This window comes from Burkholderia ubonensis (assembly GCF_902833085.1).
GTDB lineage: Bacteria > Pseudomonadota > Gammaproteobacteria > Burkholderiales > Burkholderiaceae > Burkholderia > Burkholderia ubonensis.
Window position 1 is genome coordinate 765,410 of sequence record NZ_CADFEB010000003.1, and the last position, 18,221, is coordinate 783,630.

23 protein-coding genes are annotated in these 18,221 nt (G+C 71.8%); 6 read left to right on the forward strand and 17 right to left on the reverse strand.

All coding sequences use genetic code 11. The annotated features are described in order from the left end of the window. Position 1: 1 nt before the first annotated feature. From HWX31_RS10820 to HWX31_RS10845, 6 genes are all read left to right on the forward strand, one after another. Entirely contained in the window at positions 2 to 925 is a 924-nt protein-coding gene (locus tag HWX31_RS10820; RefSeq protein ID WP_175933907.1) for a branched-chain amino acid ABC transporter permease, read from the forward strand. Beyond that, positions 922 to 1,896: a branched-chain amino acid ABC transporter permease gene (locus HWX31_RS10825; RefSeq protein ID WP_175933908.1), complete on the forward strand. Its 975-nt coding sequence runs from the start codon at positions 922 to 924 to the stop codon at positions 1,894 to 1,896. The genes HWX31_RS10820 and HWX31_RS10825 overlap by 4 nt, the downstream gene beginning before the upstream one ends. Next, positions 1,893 to 2,327, forward strand: coding sequence for a FixH family protein (locus tag HWX31_RS10830; RefSeq protein WP_174966040.1), 435 nt, complete (start codon positions 1,893 to 1,895; stop codon positions 2,325 to 2,327). The genes HWX31_RS10825 and HWX31_RS10830 overlap by 4 nt, the downstream gene beginning before the upstream one ends. A 215-nt stretch (positions 2,328 to 2,542) precedes the next feature. Continuing rightward, positions 2,543 to 3,712, forward strand: a complete 1,170-nt coding sequence (locus HWX31_RS10835) for an MFS transporter (protein ID WP_244143728.1) — start codon at positions 2,543 to 2,545, stop codon at positions 3,710 to 3,712. Continuing rightward, positions 3,709 to 3,885 (forward strand): hypothetical protein, encoded by a 177-nt coding sequence (locus HWX31_RS10840; RefSeq protein WP_174966041.1) that lies wholly within the window; start codon positions 3,709 to 3,711, stop codon positions 3,883 to 3,885. The genes HWX31_RS10835 and HWX31_RS10840 overlap by 4 nt, the downstream gene beginning before the upstream one ends. A gap of 5 nt (positions 3,886 to 3,890) precedes the next feature. Continuing rightward, a complete protein-coding gene (locus HWX31_RS10845) occupies positions 3,891 to 4,523 on the forward strand; it encodes a GNAT family N-acetyltransferase (RefSeq protein WP_174966042.1) in 633 nt (210 codons plus the stop codon). 248 nt (positions 4,524 to 4,771) lie between these two features. Here HWX31_RS10845 and HWX31_RS10850 read toward each other — a convergent pair whose 3' ends face one another. From HWX31_RS10850 to HWX31_RS10930, 17 genes are all read right to left on the reverse strand, one after another. Beyond that, entirely contained in the window at positions 4,772 to 5,479 is a 708-nt protein-coding gene (locus tag HWX31_RS10850; RefSeq protein ID WP_174966043.1) for a hypothetical protein, read from the reverse strand. Positions 5,480 to 5,634: 155 nt separating this feature from the next. Further along, complete coding sequence (locus HWX31_RS10855; protein ID WP_244143718.1) at positions 5,635 to 6,354, reverse strand: hypothetical protein; 720 nt, start codon at positions 6,352 to 6,354, stop codon at positions 5,635 to 5,637. Then, a complete protein-coding gene (locus tag HWX31_RS10860) occupies positions 6,351 to 6,644 on the reverse strand; it encodes an acyl carrier protein (RefSeq protein WP_174966044.1) in 294 nt (97 codons plus the stop codon). Before HWX31_RS10860 ends, HWX31_RS10855 begins: the two co-directional genes overlap by 4 nt. 49 nt (positions 6,645 to 6,693) lie before the next feature. Further along, positions 6,694 to 7,158, reverse strand: coding sequence for a 3-hydroxyacyl-ACP dehydratase FabZ family protein (locus HWX31_RS10865; protein ID WP_174966045.1), 465 nt, complete (start codon positions 7,156 to 7,158; stop codon positions 6,694 to 6,696). Continuing rightward, positions 7,155 to 7,592 (reverse strand): acyl-CoA thioesterase, encoded by a 438-nt coding sequence (locus tag HWX31_RS10870; protein ID WP_174966046.1) that lies wholly within the window; start codon positions 7,590 to 7,592, stop codon positions 7,155 to 7,157. The genes HWX31_RS10865 and HWX31_RS10870 overlap by 4 nt, the downstream gene beginning before the upstream one ends. A 49-nt stretch (positions 7,593 to 7,641) precedes the next feature. After that, positions 7,642 to 8,388 carry an SDR family NAD(P)-dependent oxidoreductase gene (locus HWX31_RS10875; RefSeq protein WP_174966047.1) on the reverse strand — a complete coding sequence of 249 codons (747 nt, stop codon included), beginning with the start codon at positions 8,386 to 8,388 and terminating at the stop codon, positions 7,642 to 7,644. After that, a complete protein-coding gene (locus HWX31_RS10880; RefSeq protein ID WP_174966048.1) occupies positions 8,385 to 9,554 on the reverse strand; it encodes an acyl-CoA dehydrogenase family protein in 1,170 nt (389 codons plus the stop codon). The genes HWX31_RS10875 and HWX31_RS10880 overlap by 4 nt, the downstream gene beginning before the upstream one ends. A 37-nt stretch (positions 9,555 to 9,591) precedes the next feature. After that, positions 9,592 to 10,521, reverse strand: coding sequence for a diiron oxygenase (locus tag HWX31_RS10885; RefSeq protein ID WP_174966049.1), 930 nt, complete (start codon positions 10,519 to 10,521; stop codon positions 9,592 to 9,594). A 26-nt stretch (positions 10,522 to 10,547) separates the two neighbouring features. After that, positions 10,548 to 11,273, reverse strand: coding sequence for an iron-containing redox enzyme family protein (locus tag HWX31_RS10890; RefSeq protein WP_174966050.1), 726 nt, complete (start codon positions 11,271 to 11,273; stop codon positions 10,548 to 10,550). A gap of 23 nt (positions 11,274 to 11,296) precedes the next feature. Further along, entirely contained in the window at positions 11,297 to 12,238 is a 942-nt protein-coding gene (locus tag HWX31_RS10895; RefSeq protein ID WP_174966051.1) for an alpha/beta fold hydrolase, read from the reverse strand. A gap of 4 nt (positions 12,239 to 12,242) precedes the next feature. Then, the gene (locus tag HWX31_RS10900) at positions 12,243 to 13,151 is read right to left on the reverse strand and encodes a beta-ketoacyl synthase N-terminal-like domain-containing protein (RefSeq protein WP_174966052.1); all 909 of its coding nucleotides are present in this window, start codon (positions 13,149 to 13,151) and stop codon (positions 12,243 to 12,245) included. Next, positions 13,148 to 14,371 carry a beta-ketoacyl synthase N-terminal-like domain-containing protein gene (locus HWX31_RS10905; RefSeq protein ID WP_175933909.1) on the reverse strand — a complete coding sequence of 408 codons (1,224 nt, stop codon included), beginning with the start codon at positions 14,369 to 14,371 and terminating at the stop codon, positions 13,148 to 13,150. Before HWX31_RS10905 ends, HWX31_RS10900 begins: the two co-directional genes overlap by 4 nt. After that, positions 14,368 to 14,667, reverse strand: coding sequence for an acyl carrier protein (locus tag HWX31_RS10910; protein ID WP_208456077.1), 300 nt, complete (start codon positions 14,665 to 14,667; stop codon positions 14,368 to 14,370). Before HWX31_RS10910 ends, HWX31_RS10905 begins: the two co-directional genes overlap by 4 nt. 36 nt (positions 14,668 to 14,703) lie before the next feature. Continuing rightward, positions 14,704 to 16,164 (reverse strand): MFS transporter, encoded by a 1,461-nt coding sequence (locus HWX31_RS10915; protein ID WP_174961723.1) that lies wholly within the window; start codon positions 16,162 to 16,164, stop codon positions 14,704 to 14,706. Positions 16,165 to 16,180: 16 nt separating this feature from the next. Next, a complete protein-coding gene (gene fdxA, locus HWX31_RS10920) occupies positions 16,181 to 16,516 on the reverse strand; it encodes a ferredoxin FdxA (RefSeq protein ID WP_059610003.1) in 336 nt (111 codons plus the stop codon). Next, positions 16,513 to 17,655, reverse strand: coding sequence for a C45 family autoproteolytic acyltransferase/hydrolase (locus HWX31_RS10925; protein WP_244143719.1), 1,143 nt, complete (start codon positions 17,653 to 17,655; stop codon positions 16,513 to 16,515). Before HWX31_RS10925 ends, fdxA begins: the two co-directional genes overlap by 4 nt. Next, positions 17,630 to 18,217, reverse strand: coding sequence for a GNAT family N-acetyltransferase (locus HWX31_RS10930; RefSeq protein WP_174961721.1), 588 nt, complete (start codon positions 18,215 to 18,217; stop codon positions 17,630 to 17,632). The genes HWX31_RS10925 and HWX31_RS10930 overlap by 26 nt, the downstream gene beginning before the upstream one ends. Between the last annotated feature and the right edge of the window lie 4 nt (positions 18,218 to 18,221).

Genomic DNA, 18,221 nt, shown 5'->3' on the forward strand with positions numbered 1-18,221 from the left:
CATGGGCGCGCTGCCGTTCGACGCCCTCGCGCTCGGCGCGTCGTATGCGCTGCTCGCATCGGGCTTCACGCTCGTGTTCGGCGTGCTGCGGCGCGTGAATCTCGCATACGGCGCGACCGTGATGTTCGGGCTGTACGCCGCGATCCGGCTGACGGCGCCGCTGCCGCCCGTCGCCGCGCTGGTCGCCGCGCCGCTCGTCGCGGTGGCGGCGACGCTCGTCGCGAACCTGTACGTCGAGCGCCTGTGCTTCGCGCCGCATCGCGGCGGCGCGAAGGTCGGCGCGAACGTCACCGCGATGGCCGCCAGCTTCGCCGTGTGGATGCAGGTCGAGGAAGCGAGCGTGCTGCTGCTGCCCGCGCACGCGAACCCGTTCCCGTCGCCGTTCGCGCGGCTGCCGGCCGCGTGGCAGGCCGGCCCGCTGCGCGCGGACCACGCGATCGCGCTCGGCTGCGCCGCGCTCGCGACGCTCGGCTGCTGGCTGCTGATCCACCGGACCCGGTTCGGCCTCGCGGTGCGCGCGGTCGTCGACGACGCCGCGGCCGCCGCGTTCATGGGCGTCGACGTGCGCCGCGTGTCGGCGCGGGTGTTCGCGCTCGCGGCGGCGCTCGGCGCGCTCGGCGGCTGCCTGATCGCCGGCCTCCACGGCCAGGTCAGCGCGATGTTCGCGATGTGGGCGACGCTCAAGGGGCTCGCCGCCGCGGTGCTCGGCGGCTTCGGCTCGATGCCGGGCGCAATCGCGGGCGGGCTCGCGCTCGGCGCGGTCGAGACTGTGCTGCAGGCCCGCGTCGGCGCCGAATACCGCGATCTCGCATCGAACCTGCTGCTGCTCGCGGTGCTGTGCGTACGGCCCGGCGGGCTCGCGTCGCTCGTGCCCGGCACCCGTGCGCGCGCCGCGCTGCTCGGCCGCGCGGAGGCCGGCCCATGACGCTGCTCGCGAACTTCGGGCTGCTGGCGTTTCTTGCGCTGTCCGCGTACGTGCTCGCGATCGGCGGCGACTGGTCGTTCGGCCAGCAGGCGCCGTTCGCGCTCGGCGCGTATGCGGGCGCGGCGGCGACGGTGCTCCTCGCGTGGCCGCTCGCGGCCGCGCTCGCGCTCGCGGCGGCGGTCGGCGTCGCCGCCGGGCTCGTGCTGCGCGCGCTCACGCTGCGGCTGCACGCGCTCGGCTTCTCGCTCGCGACGCTCGCGGCCGCCGAAACGGTGCGCCAGGCGCTGGCGGTCGTGCGCGTGCAGCGGCCCGGCGCGGACGGCGAGCCGGTCGGCCCGAACGGCGCGGAAGGCTTCGCCGGCATCCGCTACGTCTTCGAGCACGGGATGACGCCCGGCGACGTCGCGCTCGTCGTGTGGAGCGTGCTCGCGCTCGTGTTCGCCGGGCTCGTCGTGCTCGAGCGCACGCGCTTCGGCCGCGCGCTGCGGATGACCGGCGAGGACCCGGCGCTGGCCGGCGCGCTCGGCATCGACGTGCGGCGCACGAAGCTCGGCGCGGCAGCGCTCGCGGGCGGAATCGCGGCGCTCGGCGGCGCGCTGTACGCGCACTGCAACACCTATATCGAGCCGGACAACTTCGACGTGATGCTCGGCATCCACGGGCTGTCGTACGCGCTGATCGGCGGGCTCGGCGCGCCGCTCGGGGCGTTCGCGGGCGTCGCCGTCGATCTCGGCCTGCTCGAGGGCAGCCGGCTGTTTCACGGCTACCGGATGATCGTGTTCGGCGGTCTCGTCGCGGTGATCCTCGTCGTGCGCCCGCGCGGGCTGATCGACGAAACCCTCGTCGCGAAGCTGTGCGGGTGGAATGCGATGCGTATTCGGCGCGTGATGCGTGTCCTTTCCCTCTCGCCGCTGCTGCTGCCGCGCCGCTTGCGCCGCCGCGCGGCGCGGCGCCAACCGGAGCAAACATGACCCTTCCGCATTCCTGCCTCGCCGCCGCCCGGCGGCCGCTGCGCCGTGCACGCGCGCTGGCGACGATCGTCGCGCTGGCGGCCGCCCTCCCCGCCGCACACGCCGCAGCCCCCGACGCGCGGATCGCGTGCAAGCCGGCCGGCGCCGCGTCCGCCTACGACTGCGCGATCGATCTTGCCGATCCGCGCACGCACGCGCCCGTCGACGGCGCGCGCTTCACGGTGACGGCCGACATGCCGTCGATGCCGATGGCGCACAACATCACGCCAGTCGACGCGATGCCCGACGGCCAGCCGGGGCGCTACCGCGCGCGGCTCGCGCTGGAAATGGACGGCGTGTGGCTCGTGAAGCTGACGTTCAGCGCGCCGGTGCGCGACCGCGTGGTGCGCAAGCTGCGCTTCGACGGCAGCAGCGGCGGCAGCGCCGGCTGACCCCGGCTCACCGACTCGCATGCGCGCCGTGCATGCGAAGCCGCCTGAAGAGTCACTTGAGGGAACGGTCCGGCCGGCGCTTTAATAACCGAACGGTCGTCGCCCGCGTGCGACGCACGCATGAAAGTGTCCAACAGAAGAAGGAGACGACGGTGATCGGACCTGAAGAGGCGTGGAAGCGCCGCTGGCTGCTCGTGATCGCGGGCGGCATCGTGATGGGCGCGGCGCTCGGCGTGCGCAACGTGCAGGGGCTGTTCCTGATGCCGGTCACGCTCGACCGCGGCTGGTCGCGCGAAGCGTTCGGCCTCGCGCTCGCGCTGCAGAACCTGCTGTGGGGCGTCGCGCAGCCGTTCACGGGGATGATCGCCGACCGCTTCGGGTCCGCGCGGGTGATCTTCGTCGGCGCGGTGCTGTATGCGCTCGGCCTGCTCGTGATGGCCTACGCGGCGACCACGGGCGTCTACACGCTCGGCACCGGCGTGCTGGTCGGGGTGGCGCTGTCGGGCACCGCGTTCGGCGCGGTGTACGGCGCGCTGTCGCGGCTCTTCGCGGCGGACAAGCGCGGCTGGGCGCTCGGCGTCGCCGGCACGATCGGCGGGCTCGGGCAGTTCTGCATGGTGCCGCTCGCGCAGGGGATGATCGGCGGGCTCGGCTGGGTGTCGGCGATCGTCGTGCTCGCGGTCGTGATGCTCGCGACCGCGCCGCTCGCCGGCTGGCTGCGCGATCGCCCGGTCACCCGCGGCGCCGAAGGCGGCCACGACCAGACGATCCGCGCGGCCATGACCGAAGCGCTGTCGCACCGCGGCTTCTGGCTGCTCAATCTCGGCTTTCTCGCGTGCGGCTTCCAGCTCGCGTTCATCGCCGCGCACATGCCCGCGTACCTGCTCGACAAGGGGATGACCGCGCGCGAGGCGAGCATCGCGCTCGCGACGATCGCGCTCGCCAACACGATCGGCACGTTCCTGTGCGGCTACGCGGGCGGCTTCCTGCGGCGCAAGTACCTGCTGGCGGGCATCTACTTCGTCCGCTCGGCCGCGATGGCGCTGTTCGTGCTCCTGCCGCTCACGCAGGCAAGCCTCTACGTGTTCTCGTTCGTGATGGGGCTCATCTGGCTCGGCACGGTGCCGCTGACGAACGGCGTGGTGTCGCAGGTGTTCGGCGTGCGCTACATCACGACGCTGTTCGGCCTCGTGTTCTTCGGCCATCAGCTCGGCAGCTTCTTCGGCGTGTGGCTCGGCGGCATCGTGTACGACACGACCCGCTCGTACGACCTGCTGTGGTACGGCTCGATCGCGCTCGGCGTGATCGCCGGGCTGCTGCACCTGCCGATCAACGACCAGCGCGTCGCGCGGCTCGCCGTGCCGGCGGCGGCCCAGCCCGCATGAGCACCGCACGCCATCCCGGCCGCGCGGCCCTGCGTATCGTGCACATCGCGCACATCGCGCGCGTCGGGGCCGTGTCGCTCGGCCTGCTCGCGCTCGTCGCATGGAGCTTCGCCGGCTACCTGACGCCGTCCGCGCTCCTGTCGCTGCTCACCGGCTTCTCGCTCTGCGGGTGACGCCCATGACGCTTGCCTCCGCGCTTTCCTCATCGCTTCCGGCCGGGCTCGACGCCGCGGCGCGCGCGCGTTCGGTCGACGTGCGCGCCGCGACGTTTCCCGACGACGAGGAGATCGTGCAGGACCTGCTGCTCGAATACGAAATGGCGCTGCTGCGGCACGGCGTGACGATGCCGCGGCTCGGCGCGGAGCTGACGTCGCTGCCGGGCCCGTATGCGCCGCCGTACGGCGCGGTGTACGTCGCGCGGGTCGACGGGACGCCGCTCGGCTGTGCGGCCGTGGCCGCCGATGGCGGGCCCGCGAGCCCGCGCGAGATCCGCCGGCTGTACGTGCGCGACGGCGCGCACGCCGCCGACGTGCTCGGCGCGCTGCTGGCGCGGATCGCCGCGCTGGCCGAACTGGACGGCTGCGCGGCCGTGCGCTGCGCAGTGTTTCCCGATCTCGACGCGCGCCACGCGACGTTCGCCCGTCACGGATTCACGGTGTGCGGGATGGACGGCCCGCCGCCGGACGGCATGCGCGTGCCGCCGCGGCTGCGGGTCGAGATGCTCGAACGCCCGTGCGCGCCGGTGCGCGCCGCGCAATGGCGCGCGCTGCTGCGGCGCGTGGTGATGCGCGGCGAGCCGGGGCGGACGTAGTCGTATTTAGCGGAGAAGCGCGGTCAGCATCAACCGATGCTGCATCGTTATCGATAACTGCGCGAGTTGCCGCACGTGAATTCGACGCAAGGTCACTCCGAATCGTGACCCGGCCGCAGCCGGGTCACCTTGCTTAACCACCCCAAGAGCACAGAACGCTCAACACTGCGCGGGAATATATCGTTCCGAATTGCATTGAAATTGACGGACGGTGGTTTATGTCGCCGCGTTCGGCAGCGTCACAGCGACTACTGTGAAATGCCTACCACGGTCGTCTGGGCAAATCGAATCAGATTGGCAATCGGCACGGTAGAAGGCCCTCCCTTCGGGTTACCTAAAGCGACCCAGAATATATACGTGCCGGCAGCGATCCATGGAATATTGACCGTATATTGGTTACCAGGATGTTCACAATCCACCATGTGAGCATTGGGTTCGTTACCGGCGCTCACCCAAAGGCATGCATATTCGGCAACCGGATACTTGCGCGATTCATCCCATGTCCAGTGCAACGTTGTCGCGCCCGTCCCATTTTGCGGAACGCTGACTTGTTGAGGAGACGCCGATACGCTGCCTACCGGCGGAGGGCAATTGTAGAGACAAAAAGGCCCGGTGCCTGGATTCCAGTAAGGCGTTGCTCCAAAATAAGGCCCCTGATAGTTTTGCCGGGGATAGGAACCAAGCGCCTGATCGAGCTCGGCTTGTTGCGCGGCATCCAGTTTAAAGCTCCCCTTTTTCCCGCTCTCGCTTGATGCATTGTTCGCAGCAACTTCGGATGTTTGAAATAATTCCGCGGCAATCACCGGCTCGACAGCTACGCCAACACTACACGCAAGCAAAATAACGCCCATACGCACCGATTTCATAAGAATCCCCTTGTTGAATTTTTCACTGCATATGAAGAAGACTTCGACCGCATGATGCGACTGGAAACTCGCAAAGTTGTCAGATAACAAACCCGATCCTGACGAATTCATTATATGATTTAATCGCGAAACCGGAAATAGCGACGATCAACCGCATATTCGTCGCGATACACGAGAGCAGCATTTAAATATCGGGGCTTTATACGTGCCGGGCGCACCAACCTCGATCAGCCATTCACCGGCCTTCACACGTTGTTCTCCGCAAAACCGATGCCGATCGGCACCACCATGCCGGCGAGCGGCAGGTCGTCACGTGCGATCCACGCGGTGAGCGCGGCCGCGACGCACGCCGCGGGCGACGGCCGGAACCGCAGCGCGAACGCCTTCAGGCCGTCGCGCGCCGCGTGCCACGCGTCCGGGGCCGCCGCCTCGGCCACCGGCTGCAGGTGCGCAACGTTCACGCGCACGCCGAAGCGCAGCATCTCCTTGCCGAGACTCTTCAGCGCGGCGTGCCGCGCGCGCACGTCGATCGGCAGCGCGCCGGGTGCGGTGTCCAGGTAATAGCCGACGCTGTCGTCCTGCGTCAGCGCCCAGATCTGCGCGCCGTCGCCGCGCCGCAGCGCGACGGCCGACGCCGCCTGCAGCGTCGCGAGAAACGCGTCGAGCCGCGTTTCGACGCCGTCCGCGAGCGCGTCGAACGGATCGACCTCCGGAGCACCCGTGCCCGCGCGCACGTCGCGCGGCTGGCCGAACACGATCCGGTCGAACGGGCCGTGCGCGTCGTTCCAGCCGTCGAGCGCGGCGGCCGGATCGGCCGCGCGCACAAGCTGCACGCCAGGCGCGTCCGGCAAGTCCGCCTCATCCACGACATGCGCGACGACCCGCAGCCCGGCTTCGGCGAGGCTCGCGCAGAGCGCGCGCTCGACCGGGCCGTGCGCGTCGATCACCAGCACCCGCGCGCTCAAGCCGTGACCTGCGGCAGATGGTCGAGCACGAGGCTCGCGAGGCCGCCGACGCTGTTGCGCGGCCCGTCGATCAATTGCCGGTTCAGCACCGGCAGCTTGACGCGGAAGCGGCGCTCGAGCGCCACCTGCAGATCGAGCACGTCGAGCGAATCGAGCGCGAGCCCGTTGTCGAGCAGCGCGGTCTCCACGCCGATCGATTCCGGCGCCACGCCCGCCGCCGATTCGAGCGCCGGCAGCAGCTCCGTCCTGATCACGTCGATCACCTGATTCTTCGTCCAAGGCTGGCTCATGTGCGTCTCCATTCGGGTTGAAGGCCCGGCGCAAGCCGGGCGGATTGCGTTACTGCGTCAGGTAAATCGTCACGCTCGCGCTCATGCAGCGCACGCCGCCGCGCAGCACGGCCGCGTCGAACGTCGCGATGCCGCCCGCGCGCGGCAGCGCACCGTCAGGCCCCGCGCGCACGTGCGCCTCGATCGCCTGCGCGGGCCGCACCGGCTGCGCGAAGCGCGCGTTGCGCACGCCGACGAGACGGCAGCGCGCCTCGCCGCCCGCGAGATGGCCGACGAGCAGGTTGGCCGTCTGCGCGACGAACTCGATCAGCACGACGCCCGGCACCAGCGGATCGCCGGGAAAATGCCCCGCGAACCACGGCTCGTCGGGCGCGAAGGTCCGATGCCCGACGATCGCGAGCCCGTCCGCCGCGACCTGCGCGCGCTCGACGAACAGGAACGGCGGCCGGTGCGGCAGGCAGCGCAGCACGTCGGCGGCGGCGAGCGTGAAGCCCGCTTCGGTCGCGGCCGTCATGCCGGCGCGCCCGCGCGCTGCGCCGTGTACGGCACGAGGCAGTCGATCAGCGCGGGCGGATGCGGCACCGCGCACCGCGTCGCGCGATCGACGGCGACCATCTCGATCGTGACCTGCGCGATCGGCGCGCCGTCTCGGGCGACGTCGGTCACCCACACCGAGCGCGACACCGACACGCTCGCGATCCGCGCGCGCAGCGTCAGCCGATCCTCGAGCCACGCGCTCGCGTGATACACGGCCTCGACGCGGCGCACGATGAACAGCGCGCCGTCGTCCGCGAGTCGCGCGAACGAGTAGCCGGCCGCGCGCATCAGCCGGTTGCGCGCGCGCTCCGCCATCTCGATGTAGCGCGCGTGATAGACAATGCCGCCCGCGTCGGTGTCTGCGTAGCCCACTTCGTAGTCGATCGTCGTGTCGTGTTCGTCTGTCCGCATGGTGCGTGTCCGTTTCCGGGTTGATCCCGATGAAGACCCGGAGCCCGGGTCACCGATTGAAGCCGCCGTCGACGCGCAGCGTCGTGCCGTGCACGTAGCCGGGCTCGAGCAGGAACTGCACGGCCCGCGCGACCTCGTCCGCGCGCCCGACCCGCTTTGCCGCGCTGCCGCCGACGATGTGCGCGGTCATCGCGGGCGTGAGCGACGCGATCATGTCGGTGTCGATGAAGCCCGGCGCGACCGCGTTCGCCGCGAGCCCGGCGTCGGCATAGCGGCGCGCGAGCCACTGCGTGAAGCCGATCAGCCCGCCCTTGCTCGCCGCGTACGCGACCTGCCCTTCCTTGCCGACGACGCCGCCGAGCGACGCGACGTTGACGACCGCCGGCCGCGCCGACTTCAGCAGATGCGGCAGCGCCGCGCCGGTCGTGCGGATCGCGCCGAGCAGGTTGGCGCGCAGCACGTTCGCGCAGCGCTCGCGCGGCAGCGTGACGAACGGCGCGTCGTCGACGATGCCCGCATTGTTGACGAGCGCATCGAGGCGACCGAAGCGCGCGACGACGTCGGCGACGAGCCGGCGCACCGCGTCCGGCGCGGTCACGTCCGCCTGCAGCACCGCATGCTCGACGCCCGCGCGCGCCAGCGCGTCGGCGAGCCGCGCGCCGGCCGCCGCATCGCCGCGATACGACGCCGCCACGCACCAGCCGGCCGCCGCGAGCCGGCGCACGATCGCGAGCCCGATGCCGCGCGTGCCGCCCGTGACGAGCACGGCGCGCCCGTCGCCCGCACCCGCGCTCATTTGCGCGGCCGCGAGACGCTGCCCGCGATCACGATCTTCTGGATCTCCGACGTGCCTTCGTAGATGCGCAGCGCGCGCACCTGCCGGTACAGCTGCTCGGGCGTCGAGCCGGCGACGAGGCCGGCCGCGCCGAACAGCTGCACGGTGTCGTCGACGACCTGCGCGACGCCGTCGGTCGCGAACAGCTTCGCCATGCTCGCGTGCGCGGCGACGTCGGCTGCGCCCGTGTCGAACTCCCACGCCGCGCGCGCGACGAGCAGCGCGGCGGCGTCGGCGAAGGTCGCCATCCCGGCCAGCTTGTCGACGGTGAACTGCTGCTGGATCAGCTTGCCGCCCGCGACCTCACGCCGGCGCGACCAGTCGAGCGACGCGGCGAGCGCGCGCCGCGCGAAGCCGAGCGCGGTCGCGCCGACCGTCACGCGGTACAGGTTCAGGATCTCCATCGCATAGCGGAAACCCGCGCCGGACGCGCCGATCAGCGCGTCGGCGGGCAGCGCGACGCGGTCGAACGTCAGGCTCGCGAACGCGCGCGGCGCGACCAGCTCGATCTCGCTCGCCGCGAGCCCCGGCGTCGCGGCCGGCGCCGACAGGAAGCTCAGGCCGAGCCCGCCGGGGCCGTCGCCGGTGCGCAGCAGCACCGCGTGGTGTGTCGCGATCGTGCCGTTCGACACCCAGGTCTTGCAGCCGTCGAGCGCATAGCCGTCCGGCGTGCGCTCGGCGGCCACCGTGAGCGCCGCGAGGTTCGAGCCGGCGTCGGGCTCGGACAGCGCGAGCGAGCCGACCGCGGTGCCGTCGCGCAGCGCGCCGAGCCATGCGGCCTGCTGCGCAGCGGAGCCGAACCACGCGATCGGCGCGGCCGCGAGGCCCTGGATCGCGAACGCGAAGTCGACGAGATCGTCGAGATACGACAGCGCCTCGCGGATCAGGCACAGGCTGCGCACGTCGGGCCGCGTGCGGCCCGGCGCCGGATCGACCGCGTAGCGCAGCCAGCCGTGCTCGCCGAGCACACGCGCATAGACGCGGCCGCGCTCGGACGGGCTCAGGTGCGCGTACTCGCGCGGCAGGTACGCGTGCACGTCGACCCACGCTTCGAGGTCGGCGGCCAGCGTGCGGTGCGCGGCGTCGTAGAACGGCAGGTTCAGGATCGACGCATCGAAGATCTTCATGTGGCTCCCGAATGGGCGTTGCAATCGGAGGCACGCGTCACGCGAACGCGGCCGGCGCGGCGATGCCGAGCTCGTCGAACAGGCTGCGCAGCGTCGCGTAGTCGCGGTTCAGCTTCACGCCGCGCGTGCGCGCGTCGAGCCGCGCGAGAATCCGCTCGCGGCCCGGCACGTCGAGGAACGCGAGGATCGACACCCACGCGCTCGCATCGGGCGTCGTGTACACGTCGAGCGCGGCGGCGGTCTCGTCGCGGAACGCCAGCTGCCCGGCGGGGTCGAGCGCGCGGTACACCGACGCGACGATCTCGTGGAACGCGGTGCTGTGCGCGGCCTCGTCGCGGCGGTGCATGTCGGTGTTGATGCGGTTCAGCGGCTGGATCGTCATGTCGCCCGACACCTGCGTCAGGTATGCGTTGATCGACATCTCGGCGATCGACGCATACGCGAGCCGCACGATCGCCGCGCGGCGCGCGTCGTCGCCCACCTGCGCGAGCCGCGCGCGCTGCCCGGCGCCGACCAGCGGCTCGGGCAGCGCGTAGCCGTCGAGCGCATGACGCTCGCGCGCGCAGTGGCAGACGTCGACACACATCAGGATGTGGAACTGCTCGTCGACCTGGATCTGCGCGAGCACCTGCTTGAGCCGCGGGTCGCCGACGCCCGGCAGCCGGCCCTTCAGCAGCAGGCTGCACAGCGGCTGGACGATCTCGTCCTCGAGATACATCGCCTTCTCGTTGTACGCGACCCACGCGGCGCCGAGAAAGCGCCGCTTCCGCGCGTCGGGCAGGCGCGCGAAATCCGCGTCGTCCCAGAACGGCACCATCGACACCGGGAATTCGGGAATCGCGTCGTCGCAGTACTGCGTCAGGTCGAGCCGTTCCTGCCGCACGGCCACGCGGTGGTTCCAGCTCGCCGCGAGGCGTTCGACGACCTTCCGCGTGAAGCTCGCATCGTGATTGAGCGTCGTGTACATGTGTCGGTTTCCGTGAAAGGCGGCGCTCACGCGAGCGCGAGCGGGCCGTATGCGCGGCGGCCTTGCGCGTCGCCGCGCCGCGCGAAGCCCGTCTCGATCGAATCGAAGAACGCCAGGCGCGCGTCGACGAGCGCGTAGCCCGCGCTCAGCATCGCCGGAATCCGCTCCGGGTCGCGCTGCGCGATGTCGACCATGATGTCGCGCATCGTCTCCGCATGGCCGTCGTCGCATTCGACGTGGAGATGGAAGAACATGAGCGCCGGCGCGGCGACGCCGTGCCGCTCGAAGCCCTTGATGATGTCCGCGTAGACGGCCGGCACCAGCGCCTCCGCGCCGAGGCACAGCGCGGCGAGACCGCGCGACGGGTCCGGGTGGCGGCAATGGTCGAACATCGCGTCGATCAGCCGGCGCGTGCCGATCAGCGGCTGCGCGCCGTCGGTCGTCAGCCCGAAGTGCTCGAGCATCCCGCGATAGACGAGGCTGTGCGGCGTCTCGCTGTCGTCGGTGAGGCCCAGTTCCTCGCACAGGTTGCCCGCGAGCTTCAGCACGTCCGCGTTGTCCGGCAGGTTCGCCATCAGCGCGCACAGATAGCGCGTGAAGTAGCTGCCGTAGAGGCCCTGCTGGACGAGGAACAGCTTCAGCTCGTCGAGCGGCACGTCGCCCGAGCGGCAGCGCGCGAGAAACGAATGATTGCGAATCCGGCCGACGAGCTCGGCCTTCGCTTCTTCCAGCACGGTGAGATGCATCTTCATCGTTCGCACTCCTTGTCAGAAAATCATTTGCCCGCGGGCCGGCCGGCGTCGTCCAGGAACGCCGCAACCCGTTCCTGCAGGGTCCGGCTCGTATACACGCCGAAGTGGCCGGCGTCGTCGATCGTCTCGAGCGTCGCGCCGGGCAGCGCGTGCGCGACGCCGCGCGACGTCGCGGCATGAATCACGTCGTCGCGCGCGCCGTGCAGCACCCGCGCGGGCAACGCGACGCGGCCGAGCCGCGCCGCCCAGTCCTCGCGCAGGCACGCGGCCTGCATCCGCGCATAGCGGCAGATCGAATCGTCGTCGCCGAACGGCAATCCGTTCAGCGTTGAAAGCTGGTAGTCGAGCGAGCCGTCGTCGACGCGCCGCGCCTGGCTCAGCAGCACGCGTACGAGCGCCGCGTGCTTCGCGCCCGCTTCCGCGATGCGCGTCCACATCGGCAGCACGGTCTTCTGGTAGAGCGTCTTGTCCGCGACGCCCGCGACTTCGAGCGACGGGCTCACGATCGCGAGACGGTCCGCGGCCAGCACGCGCTCGTCGAGCGCGTACGCGGCGACGTTCGCGCCCGAGCAGTACGCGACGATCGCCGCGACGCGCGCGCTCGGGCCGGCGAGCGCGGCGAGCACGTCGGCCGCGTCCCGCGCATGGCGCGCGAGCGACAGGTCGGACGCATCGCCGCGTGCATCGGGCAGCCCGCGCGATTCCCACGTGATCACGCGGCGGCGATCGGCAAGCCGCGCGACGAGCGGCGCGACGAACGCGGCGGATACGCCGAGCGCGTTGACGACGAGCACCGTCGGCGCATCGCGGTCGCCCGCGTCGAACGCGGCGAGCGGTACGCCGTCGCTCGCGGTCACGGTGTGCGACGTCAGCGCGTCGAGCGGGCGCAGCGCGTCGAACGCGCGCAGCCGCGCATCGAGATACGGCAGCGCCGCGCGCGCTAGCAGGTCGATGAGGTCGGCCATCGCGTCACGCCCTGACTGATTGGTTGTCGACGATCACGCACGTCGCGAGCGTGCCGAGCCCTTTCACGACGAGCGCGTGCAGCCCCGGCCGCCATGCGCCGGCGAGCCCCTCGGCGAGCGCGACCGGCGCGCTTGCCGCAAGCCGGTCGATCGTGCCGGGCGCGCCCGGGCGCACGACGTGCACCGTCGGCGCCGTATCGGCCGGCGCGCCGGGCAGCGCGGCCGCGACGAGCGCCGGGAAGCCGCGCGCGTGCGCCGCGTCGAATGCATCGGCGTCGAACGCCTGCTGCGACCAGCCGACGATCCGGCCGAGGTCGCCCGCGCGCGCGTCACCGGCCGCGAGCCATACGACGCCCGCGCCCGGATGGAGCGCCTGCGCGTCGCGCAGCGGCGCGTCGGCACGCGCGACATAGCGGGCGCTCGGCAAGTCGAAGCCGCCCGCGCACACCGCGTCCGCGTGGCCGGCGGCGAGCTGCCGGCATGCGCCGACGATCGCGTCGAGGCCGGCCTGGTAGCCGAGGAAGGTCAGGTTCGGGCCGCGCCAGTTGAACAGCGACGCGACGATCGCGGCGGTCGCGTTCGGCAGGCCCGCCGCGTACCACGACGGCGTCACCTGCTCGAAGCCTTCCGCGCGCACGGTGCCGATGCATTGCTCGGCGACGTCGATCGCGCCGAACAGCGTGCCGAAGCTCACGCCGATCCGGCCGGCGGGCGTCGCGCGGTCGGCGTCGCCGAGCGCGGCGCGCAGCCGCTCGGCGGCGGCGAGCGTCATCCGCGCCTTCGGCGGCAGCGGACCGACCTTGCGCGAGCGGCGCTCCGCATGCAGATGCGCGTCGGTCAGCACGCCGTCGGCGGCGGGCACGATCGCGGCGGCCGCCGCGATCCGGAACGCGCGGGGTGTCATGGCACTCATGCGCTGGCCTCCTGACGGGCGCGCGCGGCGTCGGCGACGACCATCACGCAGTTGTTGCCGCCGAAGCCGAACGCGTTGACGAGCACGCTGTCGCCCGCCAGCGGCAGGCCGTCGCCGTCGGCGATGCGCACGTCGCCGAGCGCGTCGTCGCGCACGTCGAGGTTCGCGGTCGGCGGCAAACGCCGCCGTGCGAGCGCGAGCGCCGCCGCGACGAGCGAGAACGTGCCGGCCGCCGCCTGCGGATGGCCGAGCGTCGACTTGATCGACGTGACGGGCGGCAGCGCGTCACTGCCGTAGGTGTCGGCAAACGCGCGGCGCAGCGCGGCGATTTCCGCGCCGTCGTTGGTCGGCGTGCCGGTGCCGTGCGCGAACACGCCGCCGAGCGCGTCCGCGCGCACGCCGCTCGCCGCGAGCGCGGCGGCGATCGTGCGCGCGACGCCATCGATGTCCGGCGCGGTCGCGTGCGCCGCGTCGCAGCCCGCCGCATGGCCGGTCACGATGGCCCGGATCGGCGCGCCGCGCGCGAGCGCCGCATCGAGCGGTTCGACGCACACGCAGGCGACGCCCTCGGACAGCACGACGCCCTGCCGGTCCCCGCTGAACGGCCGGCACCGGTCGCGCGTCGCGACGCGCAGCCCGTTGAAGCCGCAGATCGTGTATTCGAGCAGCACGTCGACGCCGCCCGCGATCATCACGTCGGCCTCGCCGGCCGCGAGCGCGTCGATCGCGAGCGCCGGCGCGAGCAGCCCCGACGAGCACGCGGTCGACAGCACCGCGAGCGGGCCGCGCCAGCGGCCGTCGCGGCCCGGCAGCAGCGCGCTCGGGTCGAGATCCGCCGCGCCGGCCGCGCCGCTGCCGGGCGCGTCGACGAGCACGTTCTCCGCGACCTCGACGCCGGCCGTCGTCGTGCCGAGCATGCAGCCGATCCGCAGGCCGCCTGCGCCAGCGCCGGCGAGCCGCGCGTCGGCCAGCGCTTGCCCGATCGCGTGGCGCGCGAGCGCGGCCGCGCGGTTCTCGATGCCGGTCGCGCCTGGCTCGAGCGTGCGCCAGACCGCCTCCGGCACCGCGATCACGTTGTCGGCCGGATAGCCGGCCAGCGGCCGCTTCGGCCACGGCCCGTTCAGCACCGCACGGGTCTCCAGCGCGCGCCACAGCGCGTCCGGCGTCGCGCCGGCCGGCGACAGCACGCCGAAGCCGGTGATGGCGATCGGCGTGCTCATCGCGCGTCCTTTCCCGCGTCGCGGGCGGCCAGGATGCCGTCCGCGAGCGAGCCGAGCGTCAGCCTGACCAGAAGCTCGGGCGGGAACTCGATCGCATGGCGTGCCTGGCAGCTCACGATCAGGTCGATCAGCTCGACCGACGTAAGGCCCGCGTCGGCGAGCGGAAAGTCGGCATCGAGCGTGTCCGGTGCGACGTGCAGCGTCGCCGCGACCGTCGCGCGCAGTTCGTCGATCAGTTGCGCGCGCAACTTCTCTGGCGCGCCGACGGGTTTGAGGATCAACGGTTGGTCGTTCACGAATCGGTCCTTGTGGTTAGTCCGCGTGCGGGAAAATCAGGCCGGCTGCGCTGCCGCGGCCGGCGCGCGCACGGTGGCGAGCCGCAGCGAGCACGCGATCGCGACGAGCGCGAGCGCGCCGATCGCGAACGTCACGTCGGCGATCGCGCGCGCGGACGCCACGTGCGCGCCGGGCGCCGCGACCGCGAGATAGATCGCGCCGAGCGCGGCGACCCCGATCACGATCGACAGCTGCACCGACGTCGTGACGAGCCCGCTCAGCGCGGGCGCGTGCTGCGGCGCGGTGCGCTGCGTCATCTGGTTGACGGTGGTGCCGAACGTAAGGCCGTGGCTCGCGCCCGCGCAGAACAGCAGCGGCACCATCACCGCGGCGACCCAGCCGGCGTGGCGCGCGGTCATGCCGAACGCGAGGTTCGCGGCCGCCATCGCGATCAACGCAACTGCCGGCGTGAAGCGCAGCAGGCGCGCGGGCAGCTTCGACCAGCTCACGTTCGAGATGCCGAAGCCGAATGCGTACGCGGCGAACACGAAGCCCGAGATCATCGGCGAGAAGCCGAGGCCGGTCTGCAGGTAGAGCGCGCACGCGAACAGCCAGCCGCCGTAGCCAATGAAGCCGATCGACACGACCGCGAGCCCGGGCCGGATGCCGGTGGCGAGCACCGCGTCGAGATTGAGCAGCGGGCTGCCGCCGCGCTGCGCGAGCGTGCGCTCGAAACGCAGGAACGTCGCGACGCCGATGACGCCCGCCGCGAGCGACGCCCATACCCATGCGGGCCAGCCGACGTCGTGGCCGAACGTGAGCGGCACGACGATCAGCAGCATCGCGCCCGTCAGCAGCGCGACGCCGACGAGGTCGAGCTTGCGCCGCTCGGGCCCGGCGAGCGCCGGCAGCACCGAGCGCGCGCTCGCGAGCAGCACGATGCCGATCGGCACGTTGATCAGGAACGCGGGCCGCCACGACAGCCCCGCGAAATCGGCGGTGATGATCACGCCGCCGAGCGCCTGGCCGGCGGTCGAGCCGAGGCCGAGAATCATCGAGTAATAGCCGATCGCGCGGGCCCGCGCGGGCCCCTCGAAGCTGCGCTGGATCAGCGACATCACCTGCGGCACCAGCATCGCCGCGCCGACGCCCTGCGCGATGCGCCCGACGATCAGCAGCCACGTGCCCGGCGCGACGCCGCATGCGAGCGACGACACCGTGAAGATCGCGAGCCCGGTCACGAACAGCCGGCGGTAGCCGTAATCGTCGCCGAGCCCTGCGCCCGTGATCAGGAACACCGCATACGCGAGGATGTAGCCCGCGACGACGAGCTGCAGCAGCGCGCCCGAGATGCCCAGGTCCGCGCGCAGCGCGGGTGCGGCGACGTTCACGATCGACGTGTCCATCGCGGCCATCCCCTGCCCGATCAGCAGCAGCGGCAGCATCCGGCGGTGCGGCGCCGCGCGTTCAGGTGTTGCCGGCAAGACGCCGGCCCCGTTGATACCAGCATTCGACATGAAAAATCCTTGTTGCTTACGCGATCGCGTCGCGCTTGAGTTGTTGAAACTTGCCCTCGACATCCTTCCACTGCGCCGCGTCGGGCAGCGCCGGCTTGCGGATCGTGAGGGTCGGCCAGCTTTGCGCGAGCTCGCGGTTCAGGCTCGCGTAATGCACCTGGTCCGCATCGAGCGCGACGTCCTGGCGGATCGCGCCGACCGGGCATTCCGGCTCGCATACGCCGCAGTCGATGCATTCGTCCGGATCGATGACGAGAAAATTCTCGCCCTCGTGGAAACAGTCGACGGGGCACACCTCGACGCAATCGGTGTGCTTGCAGTTGATGCAGTTCTCGGTGACGACGTAGGTCATTGCGGTTCTCCGGTGGGGACGGGATTCGGTAGTCGGTTCGAGTCATCCGTGCGGCGGCGCCCCGGCCGGCCGCGCACATGCAGCGCGCGCCGCGCGGGAAACATCGCGACGGACGCGACCGTGCACTCGCGCCGCACGTCGCCCGTCGGCGCGACCTCGATCGGCGGCTCGCCGAGCAGCGCGAGGCAGGCCGCCGCGTCCGCGTCGTCCGGCAGGCGCGCGAGCCCGGCGCGGCAGGCGTCCAGCCGGCGCAGCGACGACGTGCGCGCGAACGGGTTCAGCGCGTCGCCGGCCGCGAAGGCCGGATGCAGGAAGTGATTCGTATGCGCATGCTCGACGCCTTCGATCACGACGAGGTCGTCGGGCAGGGTCTCGACCGTCACGACGCGCCGCGCGTCGGCGATCGTCAGCGCGCGCGAGCTCGCGCGCGGCAGCCGGCGCAGCGTGTCCACGCATTCGTCGACGCTCGCGCAGGTGTCGAGCAGATGGCGGATCGCCAGGTAGCCGGGAATGCCGGGCCGCCATTCGCCGCCGAGCACGAGGTTCAGGCCGATCGCGACGCCGTGGCCGTTGATCCCCAGGTAGCCGAGCAGCCCGGTGAAGCTGACGAGCGCGACGGGCGCGCCGCCCGCGTCGGGCGCGATCTCCAGCACGCTCAGCTCGCCCGCCATGTCGCCGTTCAGGTCGATGGTCTGCGCGACCACCGCCTGCCCGTTCGCATGCCGCGCGAAGGTCGTGCAGTCGCCGCGCGCGGGCATCCGCCGGAAGCCCGTCAACTCGCGGCGCAGCTGCAGCAGGTACGCATCCTCGAGCGTGATGCCCGCGCCTTCCGCGAGCCCGTGCACCTCTTCCGCGAGATCGGGCAGCGCGCGCTCGATCACGCGCGCATGGCTCGCGACGAGCGGCGCCAGCTCGCGCAGCCGTGCGTGAGTGACGAGCGGCGCGAGCCGCGCGATGCGATCGGTCAGGAACCGGCCGATCGCGTCGCGCAGCACCGCGCCGTGCCGGCGGCCGATCTCGCGGCGGCTGCCCGCGAGCCGCACGCGGCGCGCCGGCTCGACGTCGGCGTCGATCGCGAACGGCGCGTCGTCGTGCGGCGCGCGCACCGCCGGCTCAACGAAAGCGGGTTGCACGGACATCGGGCCACTCCGCCTTGAGGATGCTGTAGTAGATCGCGTCGCGACGGCGGCCGCCCGGCATGAAGTTGAAGCTGCGCATCACGCCTTCCTCGGTCGCGCCGATCGCCTTCAGCCCCGCGCGCGCCCTCGCGTTCAGCACGTCGGTCTTGAACTCGACGCGCTCGCAGCCCAGCTCGCCGAATGCGTAGTCGAGCAGCAGCCCTTTCGTCGCGCGGTTCACGCGGGTGCCGCGATACGGCGCGCCGAGCCACGACCAGCCGATCTCGATGCGGCGGTCGGCCGGCGCGAGGTTGCCGAACGCGGTCGTGCCCGCGAAGCGGCCGCTCGCCTTGTCGATGATCGCGAACACGATCCGCGTGCCCGCGAGCGAATCGGCGATCGCGCGCTCGAGGAACGCGACGAGGCTCGGCTCGTCCTGCACGACCGACACCATGTAGGTCCAGCTGTCCGGGTCGCAGGCGATCCGCGCGAAGCCGGCCTTGTCGTCGACGCCGATGCGGCGCAGCTTCACGACGTCGTTCTCGAGCGTCGCGTTCAGGAGGTTCGGAATGTTCCAGCTCATCAGT